This window comes from Streptomyces sp. SLBN-31 (assembly GCF_006715395.1).
Taxonomy (GTDB): domain Bacteria; phylum Actinomycetota; class Actinomycetes; order Streptomycetales; family Streptomycetaceae; genus Streptomyces.
Genome location: NZ_VFNC01000002.1, coordinates 3,199,635 through 3,219,264 on the forward strand (window position 1 = coordinate 3,199,635; position 19,630 = coordinate 3,219,264).

Genomic DNA, 19,630 nt, shown 5'->3' on the forward strand with positions numbered 1-19,630 from the left:
CACGCACCACTGACAACACCCCCTCACAGGTCCGCCCCACGGCCGAGGCCAAGGCTCGGGGAGGCTACGGCTCCTCCCGCCACCCCTCCCACTCCCCCGCGAACGCGTCCAGCTCCCCGGGGTCCAGCCGTCCCTCCTCGTCCCGCAGGACGAGCAGCCACTGCGCGTCCTCGGCGTCGTCCTCACCGGCCAGCGCGTCCCGCACGAGCTGCGGCTCCTCCCTGACCCCGAACCGCTCCCCCAACGCCTCGGCCGCCTCCTCGGCGGCGTCCCGGTCGGGCAGCACCAGCACATGTCTCACATCGCTCACCCGCCCATTCTCGGCCACCCGACCGGACCTCAGTCCTCACGCACAACCGGCACACGACCCAGCTCGATCCCGAACGTCTCCCGGTACACCGCGAGCACCTCCTCGTCCGTGCCCAACTCGCGCTCGTCGCGCCGCCCGTCGCCTCCGGTCACCTTCAACGTGCGCCCGCCGAGGGTGATCCGCCCTCCGTCCTCCGTCACCCTGGAGCACACCAGTGACCGCACGAAGTGGGAGGCCGGCGAAGTGCTGTGCCACCACGCCCCGGCCACGAAGTCACCGAGCTCACGCGGCCGCGTCTCCAGCCGGTACTGCGGTTCACCGTTCATGACGACGTCCAGATCCGGCCCCCTCTCCACGATCCGGAACACCCCACCGGGATCCTCCTGCTCACCCCTCTCCCCGAACGCCAGCGGGAAGTGACTGAACGCCCCGAACCCGACGTCGGCCAGCCACTCGCTCCCGTCCACCGTCCGTACCCCCAGCGCGAGATGGTCGTACGGGATCCCCAGCCGCCCCTCGCCCCCGTGCACCCGCGCCGCGAGCAGCGTGACCTCGAACCCCAGCGCGCCCAGCAACGCCGCGAAGGCCCCGTTGAGTTCGTAGCAGAAGCCGCCCCGCCGCGCGCCGACCACCTTGTCCCACAGCCGTTCCTCCTCCAGCACGATCTCCTCGCCCAGGTGGACGGAGAGGTTCTCGAAGGGCACGGTCCGCAGATGGCGCAGTTGGAGTGCGCGCAGCGCGGCGGCCGTGGCGGTGGCGTCGGCGGGGGGCTCCGGGTGCTCCACTCCCAGCCGGCGGAGGTAGGCATCGACCTGTGAGGCATTCATGCCCTCAGTCTCGCGCCACGCTCAGCCGCCCGCCCGTGTCCGCGACGGCGAGCGCCCCGTCCCGGTCGGTGCGCAGCACCACGGCGCCCAGTGCCCGCAGCGCCGCCACGGTTCCGGGGGCGGGATGCCCGTACGGGTTGTCCTCCCCGCAGCTGATCAACGCGACCCGCGGCGCCACCCGACGTATCAGTTCCGGGTCCTGGTAGGCGGAACCGTGATGGGCGACCTTCAGGACGTCCACGCCGCCCAGCAGCGCACCCTGGGGGGACCTCAACAGGGCCTGCTGGGCCGGCGGTTCGAGATCCCCGAGGAGGAGCAGCCGCAGACCCGCCGAGCGGACGAGCATGGCCACGCTGGCGTCGTTCGGCCCGTCCTCCTCCGGTGCCACTTCCGCCGGGGGCCACAGCACCTGCCAGGACAGCGCGCCGGTGCGCCGCTGTTCCCCGGCGACCGCACGGGTGACCGGAATGTGCCGCGCCGCCGCCTGCCCGCGCACTAACGCGACCTGGTCCGCGGGCTCCTCAAGGCCCGTCGTCTCGATCGCCCCGACGGAACGCCCCCGCAGCACTCCGGCCAGTCCGGCCACATGATCGGCGTGGAAGTGGGTGAGCACGACGAGCGGAATCCTCGTGATCCCCAGCTCGCGCAGGCAGTGGTCGACGAGCTCGGGGTCCGGCCCGGCGTCCACGACCACCCCGCTGCCCGGCCCTGCCGCGAGTACGGTCGCATCGCCCTGACCCACATCGCACACCGCGAACCGCCAGCCCGGCGGCGGCCACCCCGTGATCACCCTGGTCAGCGGCGGAGGCTGCACGACCACCAGCACGAGCAGTGTCAGGCAGGCCCCGCACAGCCAGGGATGCCGGAGCAGCCGTCGGCCGATCAGCAGCACGGCCACCGTGACCAGGGCGAGCAACAGCGCCCCCGCCCAACTTCCCGGCCAGTCCACTCCCCCGCCCGGCAACGCCGCCCCGGTCCGGGCGATCTCCGCGATCCACCCCGCCGGCCAACCCGCCACCCACGCGAGCATCTTGGCCACCGGCAACACCACCGGCGCCGTCGCCAGCGCCGCGAAGCCCAGGACCGTGGCCGGCGCCACCGCGACCTCCGCCAGCAGGTTGCACGGCACCGCCACCAGGCTCACCCGCGCCGACAGCACGGCGACGACCGGCGCGCACAGCGCCTGCGCCGCGGCCGCCGCGGCGAGCCCTTCGGCCAGCCGTGGCGGAACCCGGTGCCGCCGCAGCGCCTCGCTCCACCGCGGTGCGAGCGTGAGCAGCGCGCCGGTTGCCAGCACCGAGAGCAGGAAGCCGTAACTGCGGGCCAGCCAGGGGTCGTAGAGCACCAGCAGCAGTACCGCCGTCGCCAGCGCCGGGATCAGGGATCTGCGGCGCCCGGTCGCCAGGGACAGGAGCACCACCACCCCGCAGGCCGCGGCTCGCAGCACGCTCGGATCCGGTCTGCATACGACCACGAACCCGAGGGTGAGGGCCCCGCCGAGCACCGCGGTCGCCCGCAGCGGGATGCCCAGCCGGGGTGCGAGCCCCCGCCGCTCCACCAGTTGCGCCATGCCTGGCGGCCCGATGAGCAGGGCGAGGATGATCGTGAGGTTGCTCCCGGACACGGCGAGGGTGTGCGCCAGGTCGGTCTCCTTGAACGCCTCGTCCAGCTCCGGTGTGATGCGCGAGGTGTCCCCGACGACCAGGCCGGGCAGCAGCGCCCGCGCGTTCGCCGGTAACCCGTCGGTCGCCTCCCGCAGCCCGGCCCGTAACCGGCCCGCGAAGCTCTGCGCTCCCGAAGGTCCGCCCACCACCTCCGGCGCGGCCCTCCCCCGCACCCGCAGCACCCCCGCGACCCGGTCCCCGCCCAGCAGCGGTGGAGCCATCCGCGCCTCGACACGCACCCGTGTGGAGGGCAGCAACTCCAGCCAGGGCGACCGCGACCGGTCCCCGGAGGCGGGCCCCACGCCGCCGGGCGCCCCCGCGGCGACGATCACCAGCACCGGCGTCCGCGTCACCACCGCCGCCCCGTCGCCCTCCCACACCTGTCGCACCTCGCCCTCCACCAGGACGGAGGTCGGGGCGGCGTGATCCCCTCTGATCCGGGGCCGGGTCAGCCGTGGATCGGAGGTCACCTCGACCTCGGCGGTCACCATGGCGTACCGCCGGGCCAGCTCGGGCACGGGCCCGCGTCGCACATCGGCTCCGTGCAGCCCGGCGGACACGGCGGCCGCGGCGACGCAGAGCAGCACGGCGGCGACCGAGACCCGCGGCCACGCCCCCTTCACGGCCGGCCCGGCGCGCACTCTCCCCCGTCGCGCCCCCAGCAGTAGCACCGCCGCGCTCAGACAGCCGACGGCTGCACCCGCGACCCACCCGGGGCTCGCGTCCAGCATGAGCGCCGCCGTCACCCAGACCGCGAGCGCGGGCGGCACGAGCCGCAGATCCGTCGGCCCCTCCTGCCGAGGGTGAGCGGCTCCGAGGCGCTTCCCGGAGGTGCTGTGGACGGCTGGGCGGTGAGGGTGGCGGTCGCGAGGTGGGGCGTCGTCCGGGCGGACGGTGCGGCGGTCGTGCCGAGGGCCATCGTCCGGGCGGTCACTGCGGCGGTCGGCCCGAGGGACATCCTCCGGGCGTTCAGCACGGCGGCCGCGCGGAGGAACCTCCGCCGTGCGGTCAGTGCGGCCATCACCCGGCCCAAGCTCGTCCGGCCGATCAGCGCGACCATCATGCTGCGCGAACTCGCTCCGGCGCCTCATGGCCGTACGAGATTTCGTAGATCGGCGAACCGGCGGTCGCCGATGCCGTTGACCTCGCGCAGCTCGTCCACCGTGCGGAAACCGCCGTGCCGCGTGCGGTAGTCGACGATGTGCTGGGCCAGCACGGGGCCGACCCCGGGGAGGGTGTCGAGTTGTTCCGCGGTCGCCGTGTTGAGGGAGACCGGGGCCACGGGTGCCGCGCCCGCCGGGCCTCCCGCTGCCACGCCGACCGGTCCGGGTGCCGGGGCGGCGGGACCCCCGACGACGACCTGCTCCCCGTCCACGAGGAAACGTGCCCGGTTGAGTCCCCGAAGGTCGGTGCCGGGCCGTACGCCACCGGCGGCCCGCAGCGCGTCGGTGACCCGTGAGCCGGGTGGCAGGCGATGGATGCCGGGCCTGCGGACCTTGCCGCTGACGTCCACGACGATCTCGGCCCCGCCCCCGGTCGCCCCCGCAGGGGCCGGGGTCCGGCCCGAAGTCCCCGGCCCGGGCTCCGCACTTGCCTTCTCCGCGCCGAACGGCACCGCCGCCCGCACCACTTCGGGCGCCCGCACGGACTGTGTCCGTCCGGCCCAGAAGTGCTGCACGGCGAGGACGGCGGCGACGACGAGCAGCACCGAGAGCGCCACGACGCCGCGCCGCTCCAGCCCACACCTGGTCTGAAGCCACAGCGGCATCCGCTCCCGGACGGCCAGCCCGGCGCGCGCCCGCCACGCCTCCCCGGCCCGTCGAGGCTCCGGTTCCCCGATCTCACCCTCTGCCGACACAAGGTCCTGCACGTCCGCTGCCGGCACGAAGTCCTGCACGTCCGGAGCCGATACGAGATCCCGCACGCCTGGTTCCGAGACAAGGCCCGCCACGTCCCCTACCGAGACACCCAGGTCCTGCTCGTCGCCCTCCTCCAGCGGCGCAGCCGGCGGCCCCGCCCCCGACTCCCGCCCGTCAGGCGTCCGCTCGGGGAACAACAGCTGGGCACGCCGCCGGAGTTCCACCGACGCCTGCCTGCGCCCGGCTCGGCCGCGCACCGGCGCCCGGCGGTGCCGGACCCGGCCGTCGGAGGCGGGAGCGCGCCCCGGTCCACTGGTCGCTGTCGCTGTGCGTGTACGTGATCGAAGTGCCATGCGACGAGGATGGGACATCCACCACCCTCGCGATGATCTTGCTCAATTCCCGTGGAAAAACGCCCGGTTGTGGATATCTCCACCACCCACACGAGTGAGCAGCCCTCTCAGCGCCCCTTCACCGCGGCTCACCGCCCCTCACCGCGGCGAGACCACAACCCCCAGCAGACCGGGCCCGGTGTGTGCCCCGATCACCGCTCCGACCTCGCTCACATGCAGGTCGCCCACCGAAGGCACCCGGGCCCGCAGCCGGTCCGCAAGGGCCGACGCCCGCTCGGGGGCGGCGAGATGGTGGACAGCGATGTCGACCTCCGCGCTGCCGGCGCGGTCGGCGGCGATCTCCTCGAGGCGGGCGATCGCCCTCGACGCCGTCCGCACCTTCTCCAGCAGCTCGATCCGGCCGCCGTCCAGCTGCAGCAGGGGCTTGACGGCGAGGGCCGAACCCAGCAGCGCCTGCGCGGCGCCGATCCGGCCGCCGCGGCGCAGATAGTCGAGGGTGTCGACGTAGAAGTAGGCGGACGTGCCCGCCGCCCGTTTCTCGGCGGCGGTGACGGCCTCGTCCACCGTGCCGCCGGCCTCCGCCGCCTCCGCCGCTGCGAGGGCGCAGAACCCGAGGGCCATCGCGACCGTCCCGGTGTCCACCACCCGCACCGGCACGGGCGCCTCGCGCGCCGCGAGGACCGCCGCGTCGTAGGTGCCCGACAGTTCGGCGGAGAGGTGCAGGGAGACGATGCCGCAGGCGCCGGACTCGGCGACCCTGCGGTAGGTGTCGGCGAAGAGCCGGGGGCTGGGCCGTGAGGTGGTGACGGGGCGTCGCCTCTGCAGGGCCTGGGCCAGGGAACGGGTCGAGATCTCGGTGCCCTCGTCCAGGGCCTGGTCGCCGAGGACCACGGTCAGGGGAACCGCTGTGATGCCGTGGCGCTCCATCGTCCGGGGCGGCAGGTAGGCCGTTGAATCGGTGACGATCGCGACATGGCGGGACATGAGCTGGAGGTTACCTGGCGTAGCGGTCGGAGGGCAGCCCGGCCCCTCCCACCTGGTCCGTCCTTGACCGGATCAAGTGGTGCTCTCGGGACGGGGTTTCTTCTGCCACGGGTAGGTGGGGCGCTGTGCGGGCGGGTCGATGGCGGCCCTCGTGGGCTCCTCGGCCGGGCCGGACCGGGGCGTCTCCGGCAACGTCTGCCCAGCGGCCCCGCCTTCGGCCGCGGGGGCTTCGGGCCACGGCGGCGGGGCGACGGACGGCTCGTCCTTCGTCCAGTGCCGCAGGGCGCCGGCCTCGACGTCTATCTGCGCGCTCAGCGTGTCCAGGTCGTCGTCGGCGAAGCGGCGGGCCCGGTCGCGGGCCGCCCAGCGCAGGGAGTCGGCCGACTGCGTGATGCGCTCGGCACGGGCGCGCAGATCGGGCAGCCGCTGGGCGAGCGCGGCGCGGTCGGGGTCGGACTCCAGGCGCTTGAGCTCGCCGTCCAGTTCGTGTCCGTGTGCGCTCAGGCGCTGGAAGAGCGCCAGGGACTCCTTGAGTGACTCATCCTCGGGCGCGCCCGCCTCCAGCGCGTCCTGCGTGGCCCGCATGGAGGTGCGCAGCTTCAGGCGCAGCTGGGCGACGTCGCTCACCGGGCCCGGCACGAACGTCTTGGCGCGCAGCGTGTGGTCCTCGACCGTGCGCCGGGCCTGGTCGATGGTGCGATCGACACCGCGCTTGGCGGCGCCCACCGCCTTCACCGCCGCGTAGGTGCCCAGCACCAGGAAGAGGACGAAGAGCAGGACGAACACCGCGATCACTGCTTCCACCGTGCTCCTCCTCCGGCCCGCGCGGCCTTGTCCGCGTCTTCCTTCACCGTAAACGAGACGGGCAGGCCCCGAGTTCCGGAGGAACCCCGAACCTGCCCGTAGGGGACTACCCCGAGGCGCGGCTGCCAGACCTACATGGGAACGATGTTGACCAGCTTCGGCGCCCGCACGATCACCTTGCGGATGCCCGCCCCCTCCAGCGCCGCGACGACCTTCTCGTCGGCCAGGGCGATCTTCTCCAGCTCCTCCTCGGAGATGGACGGCGGCACCTCCAGGCGCGCCTTGACCTTGCCCTTGATCTGCACCACGCAGGTCACGGCCTCGTCCACGACGTACCGCGGGTCGGCGACCGGGAAGTCCCGGTGGACGACGGAGTCGGTGTGACCCAGCCTGCGCCACAGCTCCTCGGCGATGTGCGGGGCCAGCGGGGCGACCAGCAGCACCAGCGGCTCGGCGACCGAACGCGGCACCGCCCCGCCCGCCTTGGTCAGGTGGTTGTTCAGCTCGGTGACCTTGGCGATCGCGGTGTTGAACCGCATGCCCTCCAGGTCGCCGCGCACGCCGTCGATCGCCTTGTGCAGGGCGCGCAGCGTCTCCTCGTCGGGCTCGGCGTCGGTGACGGTCACCTCGCCGGTCGCCTCGTCGACGATGTTGCGCCACAGCCGCTGCAGCAGCCGGAACTGGCCGACCACCGCGCGCGTGTCCCACGGCCGGGAGACGTCCAGCGGGCCCATCGCCATCTCGTACAGGCGCAGCGTGTCGGCGCCGTACTCGGCGCAGATCTCGTCCGGGGTGACCGCGTTCTTCAGGGACTTGCCCATCTTGCCCAGCAGCCGGGAGACCTTCTCGCCCTGGTAGTAGTAGGCGCCGTCGCGCTCCTCCACCTCGGCGGCCGGTACGGCGATGCCACGGGCGTCGCGGTACACGTAGGCCTGGATCATGCCCTGGTTGAACAGCTTGTGGAACGGCTCCGCGGAGGAGACGTGCCCCAGGTCGAACAGGACCTTGGACCAGAAGCGGGCGTACAGCAGGTGCAGTACGGCGTGCTCGGCGCCGCCGACGTACAGGTCGACGCCGCCGTGCGGCTGGCCCTCGCGCGGGCCCATCCAGTACTGCTCGATCTCCGGGTCGACCAGCTGGTGCTCGTTGTGCGGGTCCAGGTAGCGCAGCTCGTACCAGCAGGAACCGGCCCAGTTGGGCATGGTGTTGGTCTCGCGCCGGTACTTCCTCGGCCCGTCGCCCAGGTCCAGGGTGACGTTGACCCAGTCCTCGTTGCGCGACAGCGGGGTCTCGGGCTGGGTGTCGGCGTCGTCGGGGTCGAAGGTGCGCGGGCTGTAGTCCTCGACCTCGGGCAGCTCCAGCGGCAGCATCGACTCGGGCAGCGCGTGGGCGATGCCGTCCTCGTCGTAGACGATCGGGAAGGGCTCGCCCCAGTAGCGCTGCCGGCTGAACAGCCAGTCGCGCAGACGGAAGTTGACGGTGCCCTCGCCGATGCCCCGGCGCTCCAGCCACTCGGTGATGCGCGCCTTGGCGTCGACGACGCCCAGGCCGTCCAGGGAGACGCCCTCACCCACGGAGTTGACGATCTTCGCGTCGTACGACACGAAGGCCTCGTCCCAGCTGGAGGTGTCCGTGCCGCGGCCGTCGGTCGGCTCGACGACGCACTCGATCGGCAGCTCGAAGGCGCGCGCGAACTCGAAGTCACGCGTGTCGTGCGCCGGGACGGCCATGATCGCGCCGGTGCCGTAGCCCATCAGCACGTAGTCGGCGATGAAGACGGGGACCTGCTCGCCGTTGACCGGGTTGGTGGCGTACGAGCCGATGAACACGCCGGTCTTGTCCTTGGCCTCGGCCTGCCGCTCGACGTCGGACTTCGAGGCGGCCTGCGCGCGGTAGGCGGCGACGGCCTCGCCCGGGGTGGCGTGGCCGCCGGTCCACACCTCGTGGGTGCCCTCCGGCCAGGCGGCCGGGGTGAACTTCTCCACCAGCGGGTGCTCGGGCGCCAGCACCATGTAGGTCGCGCCGAACAGGGTGTCGGGGCGGGTGGTGAAGACGGTGATGTGCTCGCCGTCGATGGGGAAGTCGACGCGGGCGCCCTCGCTGCGGCCGATCCAGTTGCGCTGCTGCAGCTTGATGGCCTCGGGCCAGTCCAGCGCCTCCAGGTCGTCCAGCAGCCGGTCGGCGTAGGCGGTGATGCGCATGTTCCACTGGCGCAGCTTGGCCTTGAAGACGGGGAAGTTGCCGCGCTCGCTGCGGCCGTCGGCGGTGACCTCCTCGTTGGCCAGCACGGTACCCAGGCCGGGGCACCAGTTGACCGGCGCGTCGGAGGCGTAGGCCAGCCGGAACTCGCCCAGGACGTCGGCCCGCTCACCGGCGCTCAGCTCGTGCCACGCGCGCGTGTGGCCCGGTACGGCCCGGTCACCGCTCTCGAACTGGGCGATCAGCTCGGAGATCGGGCGGGCCTTGTTCGCCTCGTCGTCGTACCAGGAGTTGAAGATCTGCAGGAAGATCCACTGGGTCCACTTGTAGTAGTCCGGGTCGATCGTGGCGAACGACCGGCGCTTGTCGTGGCCCAGGCCCAGCCGGCGCAGCTGGGCCGTCATGTTCTCGATGTTGGCCTCGGTGGAGACACGCGGGTGCGTGCCGGTCTGCACCGCGTACTGCTCGGCGGGCAGGCCGAAGGCGTCGAAGCCCAGGGTGTGCAGGACGTTGTGCCCGGTCATGCGCTGGAAGCGCGCGAAGACGTCGGTGGCGATGTACCCCAGGGGGTGGCCGACGTGCAGGCCCGCGCCGGAGGGGTAGGGGAACATGTCCATGATGAACTTCTTGGGGCGGGCGACGATCTCGGGGTCGCCCGCCAGGTCACCCTTGGGGTTCGGCGCCGCGTACGTGCCCTCGGTGTCCCAGAAGTCCTGCCAGCGTGCCTCGATCTCGGCTGCCATGGCGGCCGTGTAGCGGTGCGGCGCGGCATCCACCGACATACCAGTGGCGCCAGCGGGGTTCGTCTCGCTCATGATCCTTAAGCTCCATCGATCGTCTCTGCCAGCGGCTTCGTCGTTCCGGAAACGAAAAATCCCCTCGCACAGGAGGGGACGCCGCGCCGATTCCGACCAGGCGGTTCGCCGGTGGTCGGGACTGATCAGCGCGGCTCGCTAAGCAGAAGGCGTACGGCACGCATGGCGTTAGGGTACCGCAGCGCTTGAGCAGGATGCGACGCGCTTGCGTATGCATCCTTGGCACCGGGCCACCCCTCCCGGCGACAACTGAATCAAGGACGCGGCTTACTTCGCGTAACACCCATTACCCGGACATCACAACAATCGCAACGTCTCCTGATAACAACGCAATAACTCAAACCTCGTACCGATCGGTATGGCGCCACTTAAAGTTCGGCAGCGGGACCGCTTTCCCGAAACTGCTCGGAGTTGCCCCCATGAACCCTCGTCGTAGTAACACTTCGCTCCCCAGGCCGGGCCGGTCGGCCTACGGGGTGGCGACGGCTGTCGTCCTGCTGCTCATACCCGTCGTCGTGCTGCTCGGAGGCGGCTGGCTGCAGCAGTTCTTGAACTTCGGTGCGGGCGTCCTGTCGCTCGTCTGCCTCACCTGCTCGTGCATCTGGGGACTGGTCGCCCAGGACCGGCTGCTGCTCAACATCCGCCAGCGGATCGTGGCGCAGGCCATCCACCGGGTGACGGCGGTGGGCTCGATCGCCTTCCTGGTCGTGCACATCGGGATCAAGCTCGCACTGGATCACGCCGACTGGATCGCGGCCCTGATCCCCTTCGGCTGGGTGCTGACGGGCAGCGGTGGCGCCAACCCGGGCAGCGCGACCCTCATCGGCATGGGCTCCCTGGCCGCGTACCTCATGATCTTCGTCGGCATCACCGGCGCCCTGCGCAACCAGTTCGCCTCCCCGGCGCCCGTCGCGGCGCGCTGGCGCGCGATGCACATGCTGGCCTACCCGGCGCTGTGCTTCGCGGTGATCCACGGCCTGTTCGCGGGCCGCCCGGCGAAGCCGTTCTTCATGATCTCCTACGAGCTGTGCCTGGTCGGGATGATCGCGGCACTGGGCCTGCGGGCCGCGCCGCGTCCGGTCAAGCGCAAGATCGCCGACCGTCTCGCCGTACTGCTGGGAAATGACCCGATGGCGGCCCGCGACGAGCTCGAGGCCAGCCGCGCCCGTCTCTCCGACACCGGCTCCCTCCCCGGCTACGAGGCCGCCCGGGGACCGAAGCCGTCCCCCGCGCAGCCGGCGGCGACCCCGGGGGCCGCGTTCTACGACACCGCCGCCTCCCGCGCCATGACCCCGGAGCCCTCCAACGGCTTCGCCGCCGCCTATCGCGCGGTCACGCCTCAGCAGCCCCTGCAGCAGCCCTTCACGGTCGACCAGACCGCACGCATGGACCTGCCCATGGAGATGCAGGCCACCGCGGCCGTCCCGCGGGTCGACGGCAGCACCTCGGGCAGCTGGCCGGTTCCCTCGCCCCCGCCGGTCGGCGAGGCGCCCCCGTCGGCGTACGACCCCCTGCAGGACACCGGCTTCAACAACATCCCGACCTACGGCAGCACGGGCACCGCCGCGTACCGGAACAGTGATGTGTACGACACCGGTGAGACGAACACCGGCTACGGCGCGTACAACCAGAACGACACGTACAACAGCGGTCCCGCCAATCAAGCAAGGCCCGGTGAGTCCTTCGACGCATCGGGCTCGGGCGAACCTTGGAACACGCCTTCCGGAGGCTATAGGTGAACGAGGCCCTGCCCGACGTCCCAGAAGTCCGCGTGGTCGGTCTTCCTCAGCTCACGTCGGGCTTCGACCTTGTGGAACGACTCGACCTGTCCATGCACCTGAAGGTGCACGGACCGCTCGAACCCCTCGGTGGCGAGCAACTGGCCAAACTCTCCGAGGACATCAACCTGAAGGGCCGCGGCGGCGCGGGCTTCCCCTTCCACAAGAAGCTGCGCTCGGTCGCCGAGGCGGCGATCAAGCGCGGTGTACGGCCGGTCGTGGTCGTCAACGGCAGCGAGGACGAACCGGCCTGCCGCAAGGACACGGTGCTGATCAACCGTGCCCCGCACCTGATCCTCGACGGCGCGCTGCTGTGCGCCGAGGCCCTGGGTGCCCGCACGCTCGTGGTGGGGGTCACCCGTGAGTCGACGCAGCGCTCCATGGAGGCGGCCCTCGCCGAACGCGGCCTGAGCAACGGACGCCGCTCGGCCCTGAAGGCCTTCGTCCAGCGCAACCCGGTCCGCATGGTCACCGGCGCCGCGGCGTCGCTGATCCGCTCCGTCGACGGCGGCCCGGCGATCCCGCCCGGCCGCAAGGTCAGCGCCTCGCAGAACGGCGTCGGCGGAGCACCCACGCTGCTGTCGAACGCCGAGACGTTCGCCCAGCTGGCGATCGCCGCCCGCATCGGGCCGGAGCGCTACGGCAACACCGGCCTGTACGACGAGCCGGGCACCGTCATGCTCACCGTCTCCGGCGCGGTCGCCCGCCCCATGGTGATCGAGGTCCCCACGGGCGTGCCGCTGCGCTACGTCCTGCAGCTCGCCGGCGCCCCGCAGGTCCCGCAGGGCGTGCTGACCGGCGGCTACCACGGCAAGTGGATCGACGCGGCGACCGTCAACGAGGCGATCATCTCCCGCAACAACCTGGACGCGGTGGGCGGTGCGCTGGGCGCCGGCGCGATCCTGCCGATCAGTCAGGAGACGTGCCCGCTGGGCGAGTCGCTGCGCGTGGCGCAGTGGCTGGCCGAGGAGAGCGCCGGCCAGTGCGGCCCCTGCTACCTCGGCCTGCCCGCCGCCGCGCGCGGCATGGAGGACATCATCAACGGCGGCGGACCGGCCGCGTTGGAGGCCCTCAAGCAGGTCGCCAAGAACGTCAAGCGCCGTGGCGCGTGCTCGCACCCGGATGGCTCGGCGATGTTCCTGGAGTCGACCATCAAGGCGTTCACCGACGACCTCGCCGCCCACGTCCTCGGAAACGGCTGCGGACGGCCAGTGGAGGGCGTTCTTCCGCTCTTCGAGGGGGGCAGGGCGCCCACGGGCATCCCCGGCGGCGCGGAGGCGCCCGAGCAGAGCGGAGCCAGCAGGCAGAAGATCTACGTCGACTGGACGCTGTGCCGCGGCCACGGCCTGTGCGCGGACATCCTCCCGGAGGTCTTCGAACTCGGCGCCGACGGCTTCCCGACCGTCGCCCAGGCCCAGGTGCCGCGCTACGCGGAGGCCAAGGCGGTGCGCGCGGTGCGCCGCTGCCCCGCGCTGGCCCTGCGCATCGAGGAGGAGGCTCCTCGGGACCGCGCACCGTCGCGGAACCTGCCGGTCCTCTCCCAGGGCCGTGGACGGCGCGCCCTGGGCCGCTGAGGCACACGTCACGAAGGGCCGCCCGGACCGACCGGGCGGCCCTTCGGCGTTTTCGAACTGCCCCGGCCCGGGCGGGATTCACGGGAAACGAAAGATCCCGCCGGATCGATACGATCCGGCGGGATCTTGCTGTGGAGCTAAGGAGAATTGAACTCCTGACCTCCTGCATGCCATGCAGGCGCTCTACCAACTGAGCTATAGCCCCTTGCTGTGTCGCCCCGGTTTCCCTGGCGGCGACGCCAACATTACACGGTCGACGGGGTGGAACACCAAATCGTTTCCCGCGGCCCGCTCGCGACGGAGCGCGCCGACGGGGCCCTCAGGCCGTCACGAACGAGTAGAACCGCTTGAGGGTGCAGTGCTCCTCCAGAAGGCGGCCGTAGATCGGCTCGCCCTCCAGTTCACGGTACGTCTCGATCGGGTCGCCTTTTATGATCAGCGCCCGCGCGCACTCCTCGCACCAGTACTGGTAGTCGGGGTTGACCGGTTCCATGTCGCGGACGATCGGCGTACCGCTGCCGCACCAGTCGCACTTTCGCCTGTGTGCACCCATCGATCAGCTCCAGCTGTGGCCGCAGGCCGTGCACACGTAGGAGATTCCGCCGTTGTCGCCGAGAACCTGGGCGACATGGGCGGAACCGCAGGAAGGGCAGCTCAGGCGGGTGACCGTGTCCCGTTTCGACGCCGCTTCGAGGAGGTGGCCGACCTCCTCGAGGATGCTCGCAGGCATCACTGCTCCCTCCCGTCGGGCCGCGCCCCCTTCCGGCCGTTTGATTCTGCCACGGCCGGGCCGATACGGTCAGCGACGCCTCAGTACCAGTCCGGACACGGCACCCACCGCGGCCGTCGCGGCCAGCGCGAACATGCACGCCAGAAGCGCCTTCGCAGAGGTATACGCCTCCGGGGCCCCAAGTGACTCAAGCCGGTTCAGGAACAGTGTGCCGAACGCGGCGACTCCGGTCAGCTGTCCGAGCTGCGCGACCGTGGCGAGCAGCCCGCTGGCGTCGGCCGCGTCCTCGGGGCGTACGGCGGCCAGGGCCCCGGTGAGGGTCGGGCTGAAGCCGAGCGCGAGCCCCGCCCCCACGCCCGCGTAGGCGACGTACAGCCACGCTCCGCCGTCGCCACCGCCCTTCAGGACCAGACCGACAACGGCCACGGCCAGCGCCGTCAGCACGAACCCGGCGGGGCTCAGATGCCGCTGCCAGGACGCCGGCCAACGGCGCCAGGTCAGCCCGACCAGGCCGAACACGACCGCCGTGGGCGCGAAGGCGAGACCGGCACGCAGGGCGCTGTAGCCGAGGCCGCCCTGGATGTGCAGGGTGAGTGCGAACAGGAAGCCGCCGTTGACGGCCATGACCGCCAGGATGCGGAACACGGCCAGGCCCATGCCGGGCAGCCGCAGGACGCGCGGGGCGATGAGCGGGGCGCCGCCGCGGCGGGCGAGCCGGGACTCGTAGGCGCAGAACAGTGCGAACAGGAGCACGGAGGCGGCCAGCGACGTCCACGACCACAGCGGCCAGTCCTCCTCCTGGCCGAGCACCAGCGGCACCGTGAGCAACGACACGGCCGCGCCGAGCAGCAGCAGTCCCGGCAGGTCGAGGCCGCGGGTCCGCTCGCGTTCCGCCGCGTCCCGGGCCGGCAGCACGCGGCCGCCGAGGGCCAGGAGGGCGAGGCCCACCGGCACGTTCACCAGGAACACCGGCCGCCAGCTCGTGCCGAACAGGTCGGTGTCGACCAGGACTCCGCTCACCACCTGCCCGGCCGCGGCGCCGACCGCGATGACCGCCGAGTAGGCGCCGAGCGCCCTGGCCCGGGCCTCCCCGGCGAAGTTGCGCTGGATGAGACTGAGCACCTGCGGGATCATCACGGCCGAGCCGGCGCCCTGCACCAGCCGGAAGACGATGAGTTGGGCGGCGCCCTGGGCCAGCCCGCAGGCCAGCGAGGCCGTGGTGAACAGGGCGAGCCCCGCGAGGTGGACGCGGCCGTGTCCGAACCGGTCGCCGAGGCGGGCGCCGGTGATCAGCAGCACCGAGTAGGTGATGGTGTAGCCGGCGATCACGAGCTGCAGATCGGCGCCGGAGGCGTGGAGTTCTCCGCCGATGGTCGGGGCCGCGACGTTCACGATGAACACGTCGAGGACGGCCATGAACTGGGCGGCGAGCACGAGCGCCAGCAGCGGCCCGGGCCGGTTGTCAGTGGCGGGTGCTTCACTTTTCGCAGGACCTGGAACGGGCGTCGAACCCGTCCCGGTCTCGGATGTGGTCGTCATGCCGTCGAGCCTGACGACGCGCCGGTACGGGTGCCGAGAGCCCGCCGATGCTGGTACTGACAGCACCTGGCACCGGACAACTCCGGCATCGAGGATGGTCGTACGACGGGGACGTGACGTGGGGGACGTGGCGATGACGACGACACAGCGACGGCGGCCCGAACTGGCCGCGTTCCTGCGAGGCAGGCGGGCCCGGGTGACACCGGCGGACGTGGGCATGCCGCCGGGTTTCCGGCGCCGCACACCGGGGTTGCGGCGCGAGGAGGTCGCCCAGCTCTCGGGCGTCGGCGTGACCTGGTACACATGGCTGGAGCAGGGCCGCCCGATCAACGCCTCCGCGCAGGTCCTGGACGCGGTGGCGCGCACCCTGCGGCTCGATCCGCCGGAGCGCGAGCATCTGTACCGCCTGGCCGAGGTGCCCTTCGAGCCGGACCCGGAACGGATGACCCAGACCGTCGGCCCCGAGGTGCAGGGCATCATCGACGCCCTCGATCCGATGCCCGCGGTGGTCTACAACTCGCGGTACGACGTCCTCGCCACGAACCCGGCCTACCGCGACCTGTTCACGGTGCCGCAGGCGCACGGCCTCACGGTCCCCAACGTGCTGTGGACGCTGTTCACGGTGTCCGAGGAGGCCTGCCCCGTGGTGCACCGGGAGCGGGAGCTGCCGGTGATGGTGGCGACGCTGCGGTCCCACTACGGCAGGCATGTGGGCGAGCCGGCCTGGGAGGGGTTCGTGCGCCGACTGTCGGCGGCCAGCCCGTACTTCGCCGAGCTGTGGGCGAGCGGCGAGGTCATACAGCCGGGCCGTCGGGTCAAGACGTTCCGTCACCAGGCCGTGGGCGAGGTGCGGATGAACTCGCAGTCGCTGTCGGTCGACGGCATGCCGGAGTGCCGCATCGTGGTCTACACGCCGGCGGACGACATGAGCCGGGCGAGGATCGCATTGCTGCGGCAGCACAGGGAGCCGCTGTGGCCGCCCACCGAGGAGGGGGTGCACGAGATCATCCGGGTGTGGCAAACGGAAAATCCCGCCTCCTGAAGGAGACGGGATCCTCGTCCACCGATCTTTGACAACTCCAGAGAGTGCCGATCAGCCTCACCTATGTGTGGAGCTAAGGAGAATTGAACTCCTGACCTCCTGCATGCCATGCAGGCGCTCTACCAACTGAGCTATAGCCCCGTGTTCTTCCCCGCCGGGCGGGGCGAACAAGAAGAACTTTAGCCTGCGACCTGCCGGAAAGTGAAATCCGCTCAGTCGTCGTCGCCCAGCACCGGCTCCGGCAGCGTGCCGGCGTTGTGCTCCAGCAGGCGCCAGCCGCGGGCGCCCTCGCCGAGGACGGACCAACAGCAGTTGGAGAGGCCACCGAGGCTCTCCCAGTGGTGGGCCTCCAGACCGAGGAGACGGCCGATGGTGGTGCGGATCGTGCCGCCGTGGCTGACCACGACGAGCGTCCCCTCGTCGGGCAGCTTGTCGGCGTGCCGCAACACGACCGGGGCGGCGCGCTCGGCCACCTCGGCCTCCAGCTCGCCACCCCCGCGCCGCACCGCCTCGCCGCGTTTCCAGGCCGCGTACTCCTCGCCGTACCGCTCGATGATCTCCTCGTGCGTCAGCCCCTGCCAGACGCCCGCGTAGGTCTCGCGCAGTCCCTCGTCGTGGGCGATCTCCAGGCCGGTGAGCGCGGCCAGCTCGGCGGCCGTGTTGGCGGCGCGCTGGAGGTCGGAGGCGACGATCGCGTCGGGCTTGAGGGCGACGAGCAGCCGGGCGGCGCGGCGGGCCTGGGCCACGCCGGCCTCGGTGAGCGGGACGTCCGTGGTGCCCTGGAAGCGGCGCTCCACGTTCCAGGACGTCTGGCCGTGGCGCCACAGGATGATGCGGCGCCCCCGGCCGGTCCGACCCGCGGAGACCTCGCCGGTGGCGCTCATCACCACTCACCGCCCAGGTCGGCGGCCTCCTCGGCGGCCTGCAGCTTGGCGTGCTCCGCGGCCTTGCCGCGGGTGGCCTTGGCGTCGGCGGGCAGCTCCAGCTCGGGGCAGTCCTTCCACAGCCGCTCGAGGGCGTAGAAGACGCGCTCCTCGCTGTGCTGGACGTGGACGACGATGTCGACGTAGTCGAGCAGGACCCAGCGGGCTTCGCGGTCGCCCTCGCGGCGCACCGGCTTGGCGCCGAGCTCCTTCTGCAGCCGCTCCTCGATCTCGTCGACGATCGACTTGACCTGGCGGTCGTTGGGGGCGGAGGCCAGCAGGAAGGCGTCCGTGATCGACAGCACGTCGCTGACGTCGTAGGCGATGATGTCGTGCGCGAGCTTGTCGGCGGCCGCCTGGGCGGCGGTGTGGATGAGCTCGAGAGATCGGTCAGTGGCGGTCACTACATGGCTTTCGGTCGGCGGTCATTTGGCATCAAGGGTCTCACGGACCGCCGGGAGCACCCCACGTGATTAAGGGATCACATGGGGCGTCCGCCCGTGCCACCTGCCGTTTCCCGCGGGTTCCTAGGACGAGGACGGCTTGTAGTCCTGGCCGAGGGTCACCGAGACGTCCGCGTTCGAGGCGGTCTTGCCCTTGACGACGGAGCCGGTGGGCAGGCCGAGGGTCTTGGCGACCTCGGTGGCGTTCTGTTTGTCGGCGGCGTCCGCGTAGACGACCTTGGAGGTGGCCGTGGGGGTGGCGGTGCCGCCGCCCAGGAAGGTGAAGCCGCCGTTGAGGAGGACCACGCGGGCCTTCTCGGTGTCGTCCTTCACACCGCTGGCGTTCGCGACGGAGACGCGGACGGCGGAGCCCTGGTCGGGGCTCTTGGCGGTGCCGCCGAGGACGTCCTTGACCACACTGGCGGCGGCCTGCGCGCTGAGCGTGCCGTCGCCCTGGACGGGCAGCAGGGCGGTCTTGTAGTCGCCGCCCTTGGCGAGGTCGGCGAGCTTGGCGAGGAAGGTGCCGAGATCCTTGTCCGTGAGGGACGGGTCGAGGATCTGCGCCAGCGTCTGCACGGTGGTGGTGGCCGCCGTCGGGTCGGAGGACATCTTGCGCAGGACGCCCTGCATGACCTGGCCGAACCGCTCCAGCTGGGCGTTCTGGGCCTCGCCGGAGGCGCGGTAGGTGGCGTAGGCGACGGCCATCTTGCCGCTGAGGGTCTGGCCCGAGCCCTTGTGGACGAGGGGGGCGGTGCCCTTCTTCTTGGCGTCCGGGTCGGGCACGTCCGCGTTGGTGTCGACCTCGATGTTGCCGACGAGGTCGACGAGGTTCTGCAGGTAGGGGGTGTCCAGCCGCCAGGTGCCCTCGATGTTGGTGCCGAGGACGGTGTCGAGGGCGTCGCGGGTGCCGGAGGAGCCGTCCTCGTCGACCGACTTGGCGAGGGTGGTGGAGGTGCCGTCCTCGTCCGTGACGGCCAGGGAGTTGGGCAGCAGGACGGTGGTGCCCTGCTTGGTGGTGGTGTTGTCGACGAGCAGCGCCGTGGCGGTGCCGCCCTTCTTGGTGTTGTGCAGGTGGACGACGATCACGTCGCGGTTCTGGGCGCCCGCGGCCGTCGCCGTGCCGGTCTTGGAGTGCGAGGTGGACAGGCCGGGCAGCTTCCCGGCGTACCAGAGGTAGCCGACGCCGCCGACCGCGACCAGCGCCAGGACGACCACGAAGGCGACGAGCCGGCTGCGGGCGCGGCGCTTGGCCTCCTCGCGGCGCTCGGTGCGGTTCTCGGTGAAGTTCAGCCAGTCGATGACGTCTTCGGGGTCGCCGTCGGCCTCCTCGACGAAGGCGAACTGCTCGGTGCGGTAGTCCCGTTCGGGCCGGGAGGGAGGTGCGGTGTCCTCGGCCGGCGAGGCCTGCTGCGGGATGTACGCGGTCTGCTCGGCGACCCGGGGCTGCTGACCGCCGGCCGCGGCCTGCCCGTAGGGGTCGTACGGCTGGGCCGGCGCACCGCCCTGGGGGCCGCCGGTGGCGTAGGGGTCGTAGGAGGGCACGGCCTGCTGCCGACCGGTGCCGTACTGGTCGTAAGGCGGCGCCTGCTGCGCGCCCGTCGCGTACGGGTCGTAGCCGTAGCCCTGCTGCGCGTACGGGTCGTACTGCTGCTGGGACGCCTGCTGCGGGGCGACCTGCCGGTACACGGGCCGGCCGTACTCGTCGTAGCCGACGAGTTCGTACTGGTCGCCCTGGTCGCCGCCGTGGCCCGCGTCGTATCGGTCGTTCACCGGTAGCCCCTCTCGG

The 19,630-nt window shown here is 71.8% G+C and carries 16 protein-coding genes and 2 tRNA genes; 3 read left to right on the plus strand and 15 right to left on the minus strand.

The annotated features are described in order from the left end of the window. Window positions 1–64: 64 nt before the first annotated feature. The 7 genes from FBY22_RS34555 to leuS form a co-directional block, all read right to left on the minus strand. Window positions 65–310 carry a hypothetical protein gene (locus tag FBY22_RS34555; protein WP_142151908.1) on the minus strand — a complete coding sequence of 82 codons (246 nt, stop codon included), beginning with the start codon at window positions 308–310 and terminating at the stop codon, window positions 65–67. Window positions 311–339: 29 nt separating this feature from the next. After that, window positions 340–1,137, minus strand: a complete 798-nt coding sequence (locus tag FBY22_RS34560; protein ID WP_142151909.1) for an arylamine N-acetyltransferase — start codon at window positions 1,135–1,137, stop codon at window positions 340–342. Window positions 1,138–1,141: 4 nt separating this feature from the next. Further along, window positions 1,142–3,571 carry a ComEC/Rec2 family competence protein gene (locus tag FBY22_RS34565; RefSeq protein WP_313905471.1) on the minus strand — a complete coding sequence of 810 codons (2,430 nt, stop codon included), beginning with the start codon at window positions 3,569–3,571 and terminating at the stop codon, window positions 1,142–1,144. Window positions 3,572–3,888: 317 nt separating this feature from the next. Continuing rightward, complete coding sequence (locus FBY22_RS34570) at window positions 3,889–5,013, minus strand: ComEA family DNA-binding protein (protein WP_142151910.1); 1,125 nt, start codon at window positions 5,011–5,013, stop codon at window positions 3,889–3,891. A gap of 138 nt (window positions 5,014–5,151) precedes the next feature. Next, window positions 5,152–5,997 carry a DegV family protein gene (locus FBY22_RS34575; protein WP_142151911.1) on the minus strand — a complete coding sequence of 282 codons (846 nt, stop codon included), beginning with the start codon at window positions 5,995–5,997 and terminating at the stop codon, window positions 5,152–5,154. A 72-nt stretch (window positions 5,998–6,069) separates the two neighbouring features. Next, window positions 6,070–6,801: a hypothetical protein gene (locus FBY22_RS34580; protein WP_142151912.1), complete on the minus strand. Its 732-nt coding sequence runs from the start codon at window positions 6,799–6,801 to the stop codon at window positions 6,070–6,072. 131 nt (window positions 6,802–6,932) lie between these two features. Continuing rightward, on the minus strand, window positions 6,933–9,815 hold the full coding sequence (leuS, locus tag FBY22_RS34585; protein ID WP_142151913.1) for a leucine--tRNA ligase: 2,883 nt from the start codon (window positions 9,813–9,815) through the stop codon (window positions 6,933–6,935). A 419-nt stretch (window positions 9,816–10,234) separates the two neighbouring features. Between leuS and FBY22_RS34595 the strand changes: the two genes are divergently transcribed. After that, the gene (locus FBY22_RS34595; RefSeq protein WP_174267334.1) at window positions 10,235–11,554 is read left to right on the plus strand and encodes a ferric reductase-like transmembrane domain-containing protein; all 1,320 of its coding nucleotides are present in this window, start codon (window positions 10,235–10,237) and stop codon (window positions 11,552–11,554) included. After that, window positions 11,551–13,167 (plus strand): NADH-quinone oxidoreductase subunit NuoF family protein, encoded by a 1,617-nt coding sequence (locus tag FBY22_RS34600; protein WP_142151915.1) that lies wholly within the window; start codon window positions 11,551–11,553, stop codon window positions 13,165–13,167. Before FBY22_RS34595 ends, FBY22_RS34600 begins: the two co-directional genes overlap by 4 nt. A 132-nt stretch (window positions 13,168–13,299) precedes the next feature. Here FBY22_RS34600 and FBY22_RS34605 read toward each other — a convergent pair. From FBY22_RS34605 to FBY22_RS34620, 4 genes are all read right to left on the minus strand, one after another. Beyond that, window positions 13,300–13,372: transfer RNA gene (locus FBY22_RS34605), tRNA-Ala, on the minus strand. 114 nt (window positions 13,373–13,486) lie between these two features. Continuing rightward, complete coding sequence (locus FBY22_RS34610; protein ID WP_003976229.1) at window positions 13,487–13,720, minus strand: hypothetical protein; 234 nt, start codon at window positions 13,718–13,720, stop codon at window positions 13,487–13,489. A gap of 3 nt (window positions 13,721–13,723) precedes the next feature. Further along, a complete protein-coding gene (locus tag FBY22_RS34615; RefSeq protein ID WP_142151916.1) occupies window positions 13,724–13,897 on the minus strand; it encodes a hypothetical protein in 174 nt (57 codons plus the stop codon). Window positions 13,898–13,966: 69 nt separating this feature from the next. Continuing rightward, window positions 13,967–15,331: an MFS transporter gene (locus FBY22_RS34620; protein WP_260845335.1), complete on the minus strand. Its 1,365-nt coding sequence runs from the start codon at window positions 15,329–15,331 to the stop codon at window positions 13,967–13,969. Between the two features lie 238 nt (window positions 15,332–15,569). On the opposite strand from FBY22_RS34620, the gene FBY22_RS34625 reads away from it, so the two are divergent. Beyond that, entirely contained in the window at window positions 15,570–16,478 is a 909-nt protein-coding gene (locus FBY22_RS34625; RefSeq protein ID WP_142151917.1) for a helix-turn-helix transcriptional regulator, read from the plus strand. A 68-nt stretch (window positions 16,479–16,546) separates the two neighbouring features. On the opposite strand, the gene FBY22_RS34630 is transcribed toward FBY22_RS34625, so the two are convergent. The 4 genes from FBY22_RS34630 to FBY22_RS34645 all read right to left on the minus strand — a co-directional run bounded on the left by FBY22_RS34630 (window position 16,547) and on the right by FBY22_RS34645 (window position 19,614). Continuing rightward, window positions 16,547–16,619 (minus strand) — tRNA-Ala (locus FBY22_RS34630). Between the two features lie 71 nt (window positions 16,620–16,690). Next, window positions 16,691–17,362, minus strand: a complete 672-nt coding sequence (locus tag FBY22_RS34635; RefSeq protein ID WP_142151918.1) for a histidine phosphatase family protein — start codon at window positions 17,360–17,362, stop codon at window positions 16,691–16,693. After that, the gene (rsfS, locus tag FBY22_RS34640) at window positions 17,362–17,805 is read right to left on the minus strand and encodes a ribosome silencing factor (RefSeq protein WP_142151919.1); all 444 of its coding nucleotides are present in this window, start codon (window positions 17,803–17,805) and stop codon (window positions 17,362–17,364) included. Before rsfS ends, FBY22_RS34635 begins: the two co-directional genes overlap by 1 nt. Window positions 17,806–17,928: 123 nt before the next feature. Continuing rightward, a complete protein-coding gene (locus FBY22_RS34645) occupies window positions 17,929–19,614 on the minus strand; it encodes an LCP family protein (protein WP_142151920.1) in 1,686 nt (561 codons plus the stop codon). Window positions 19,615–19,630 lie beyond the last annotated feature (16 nt).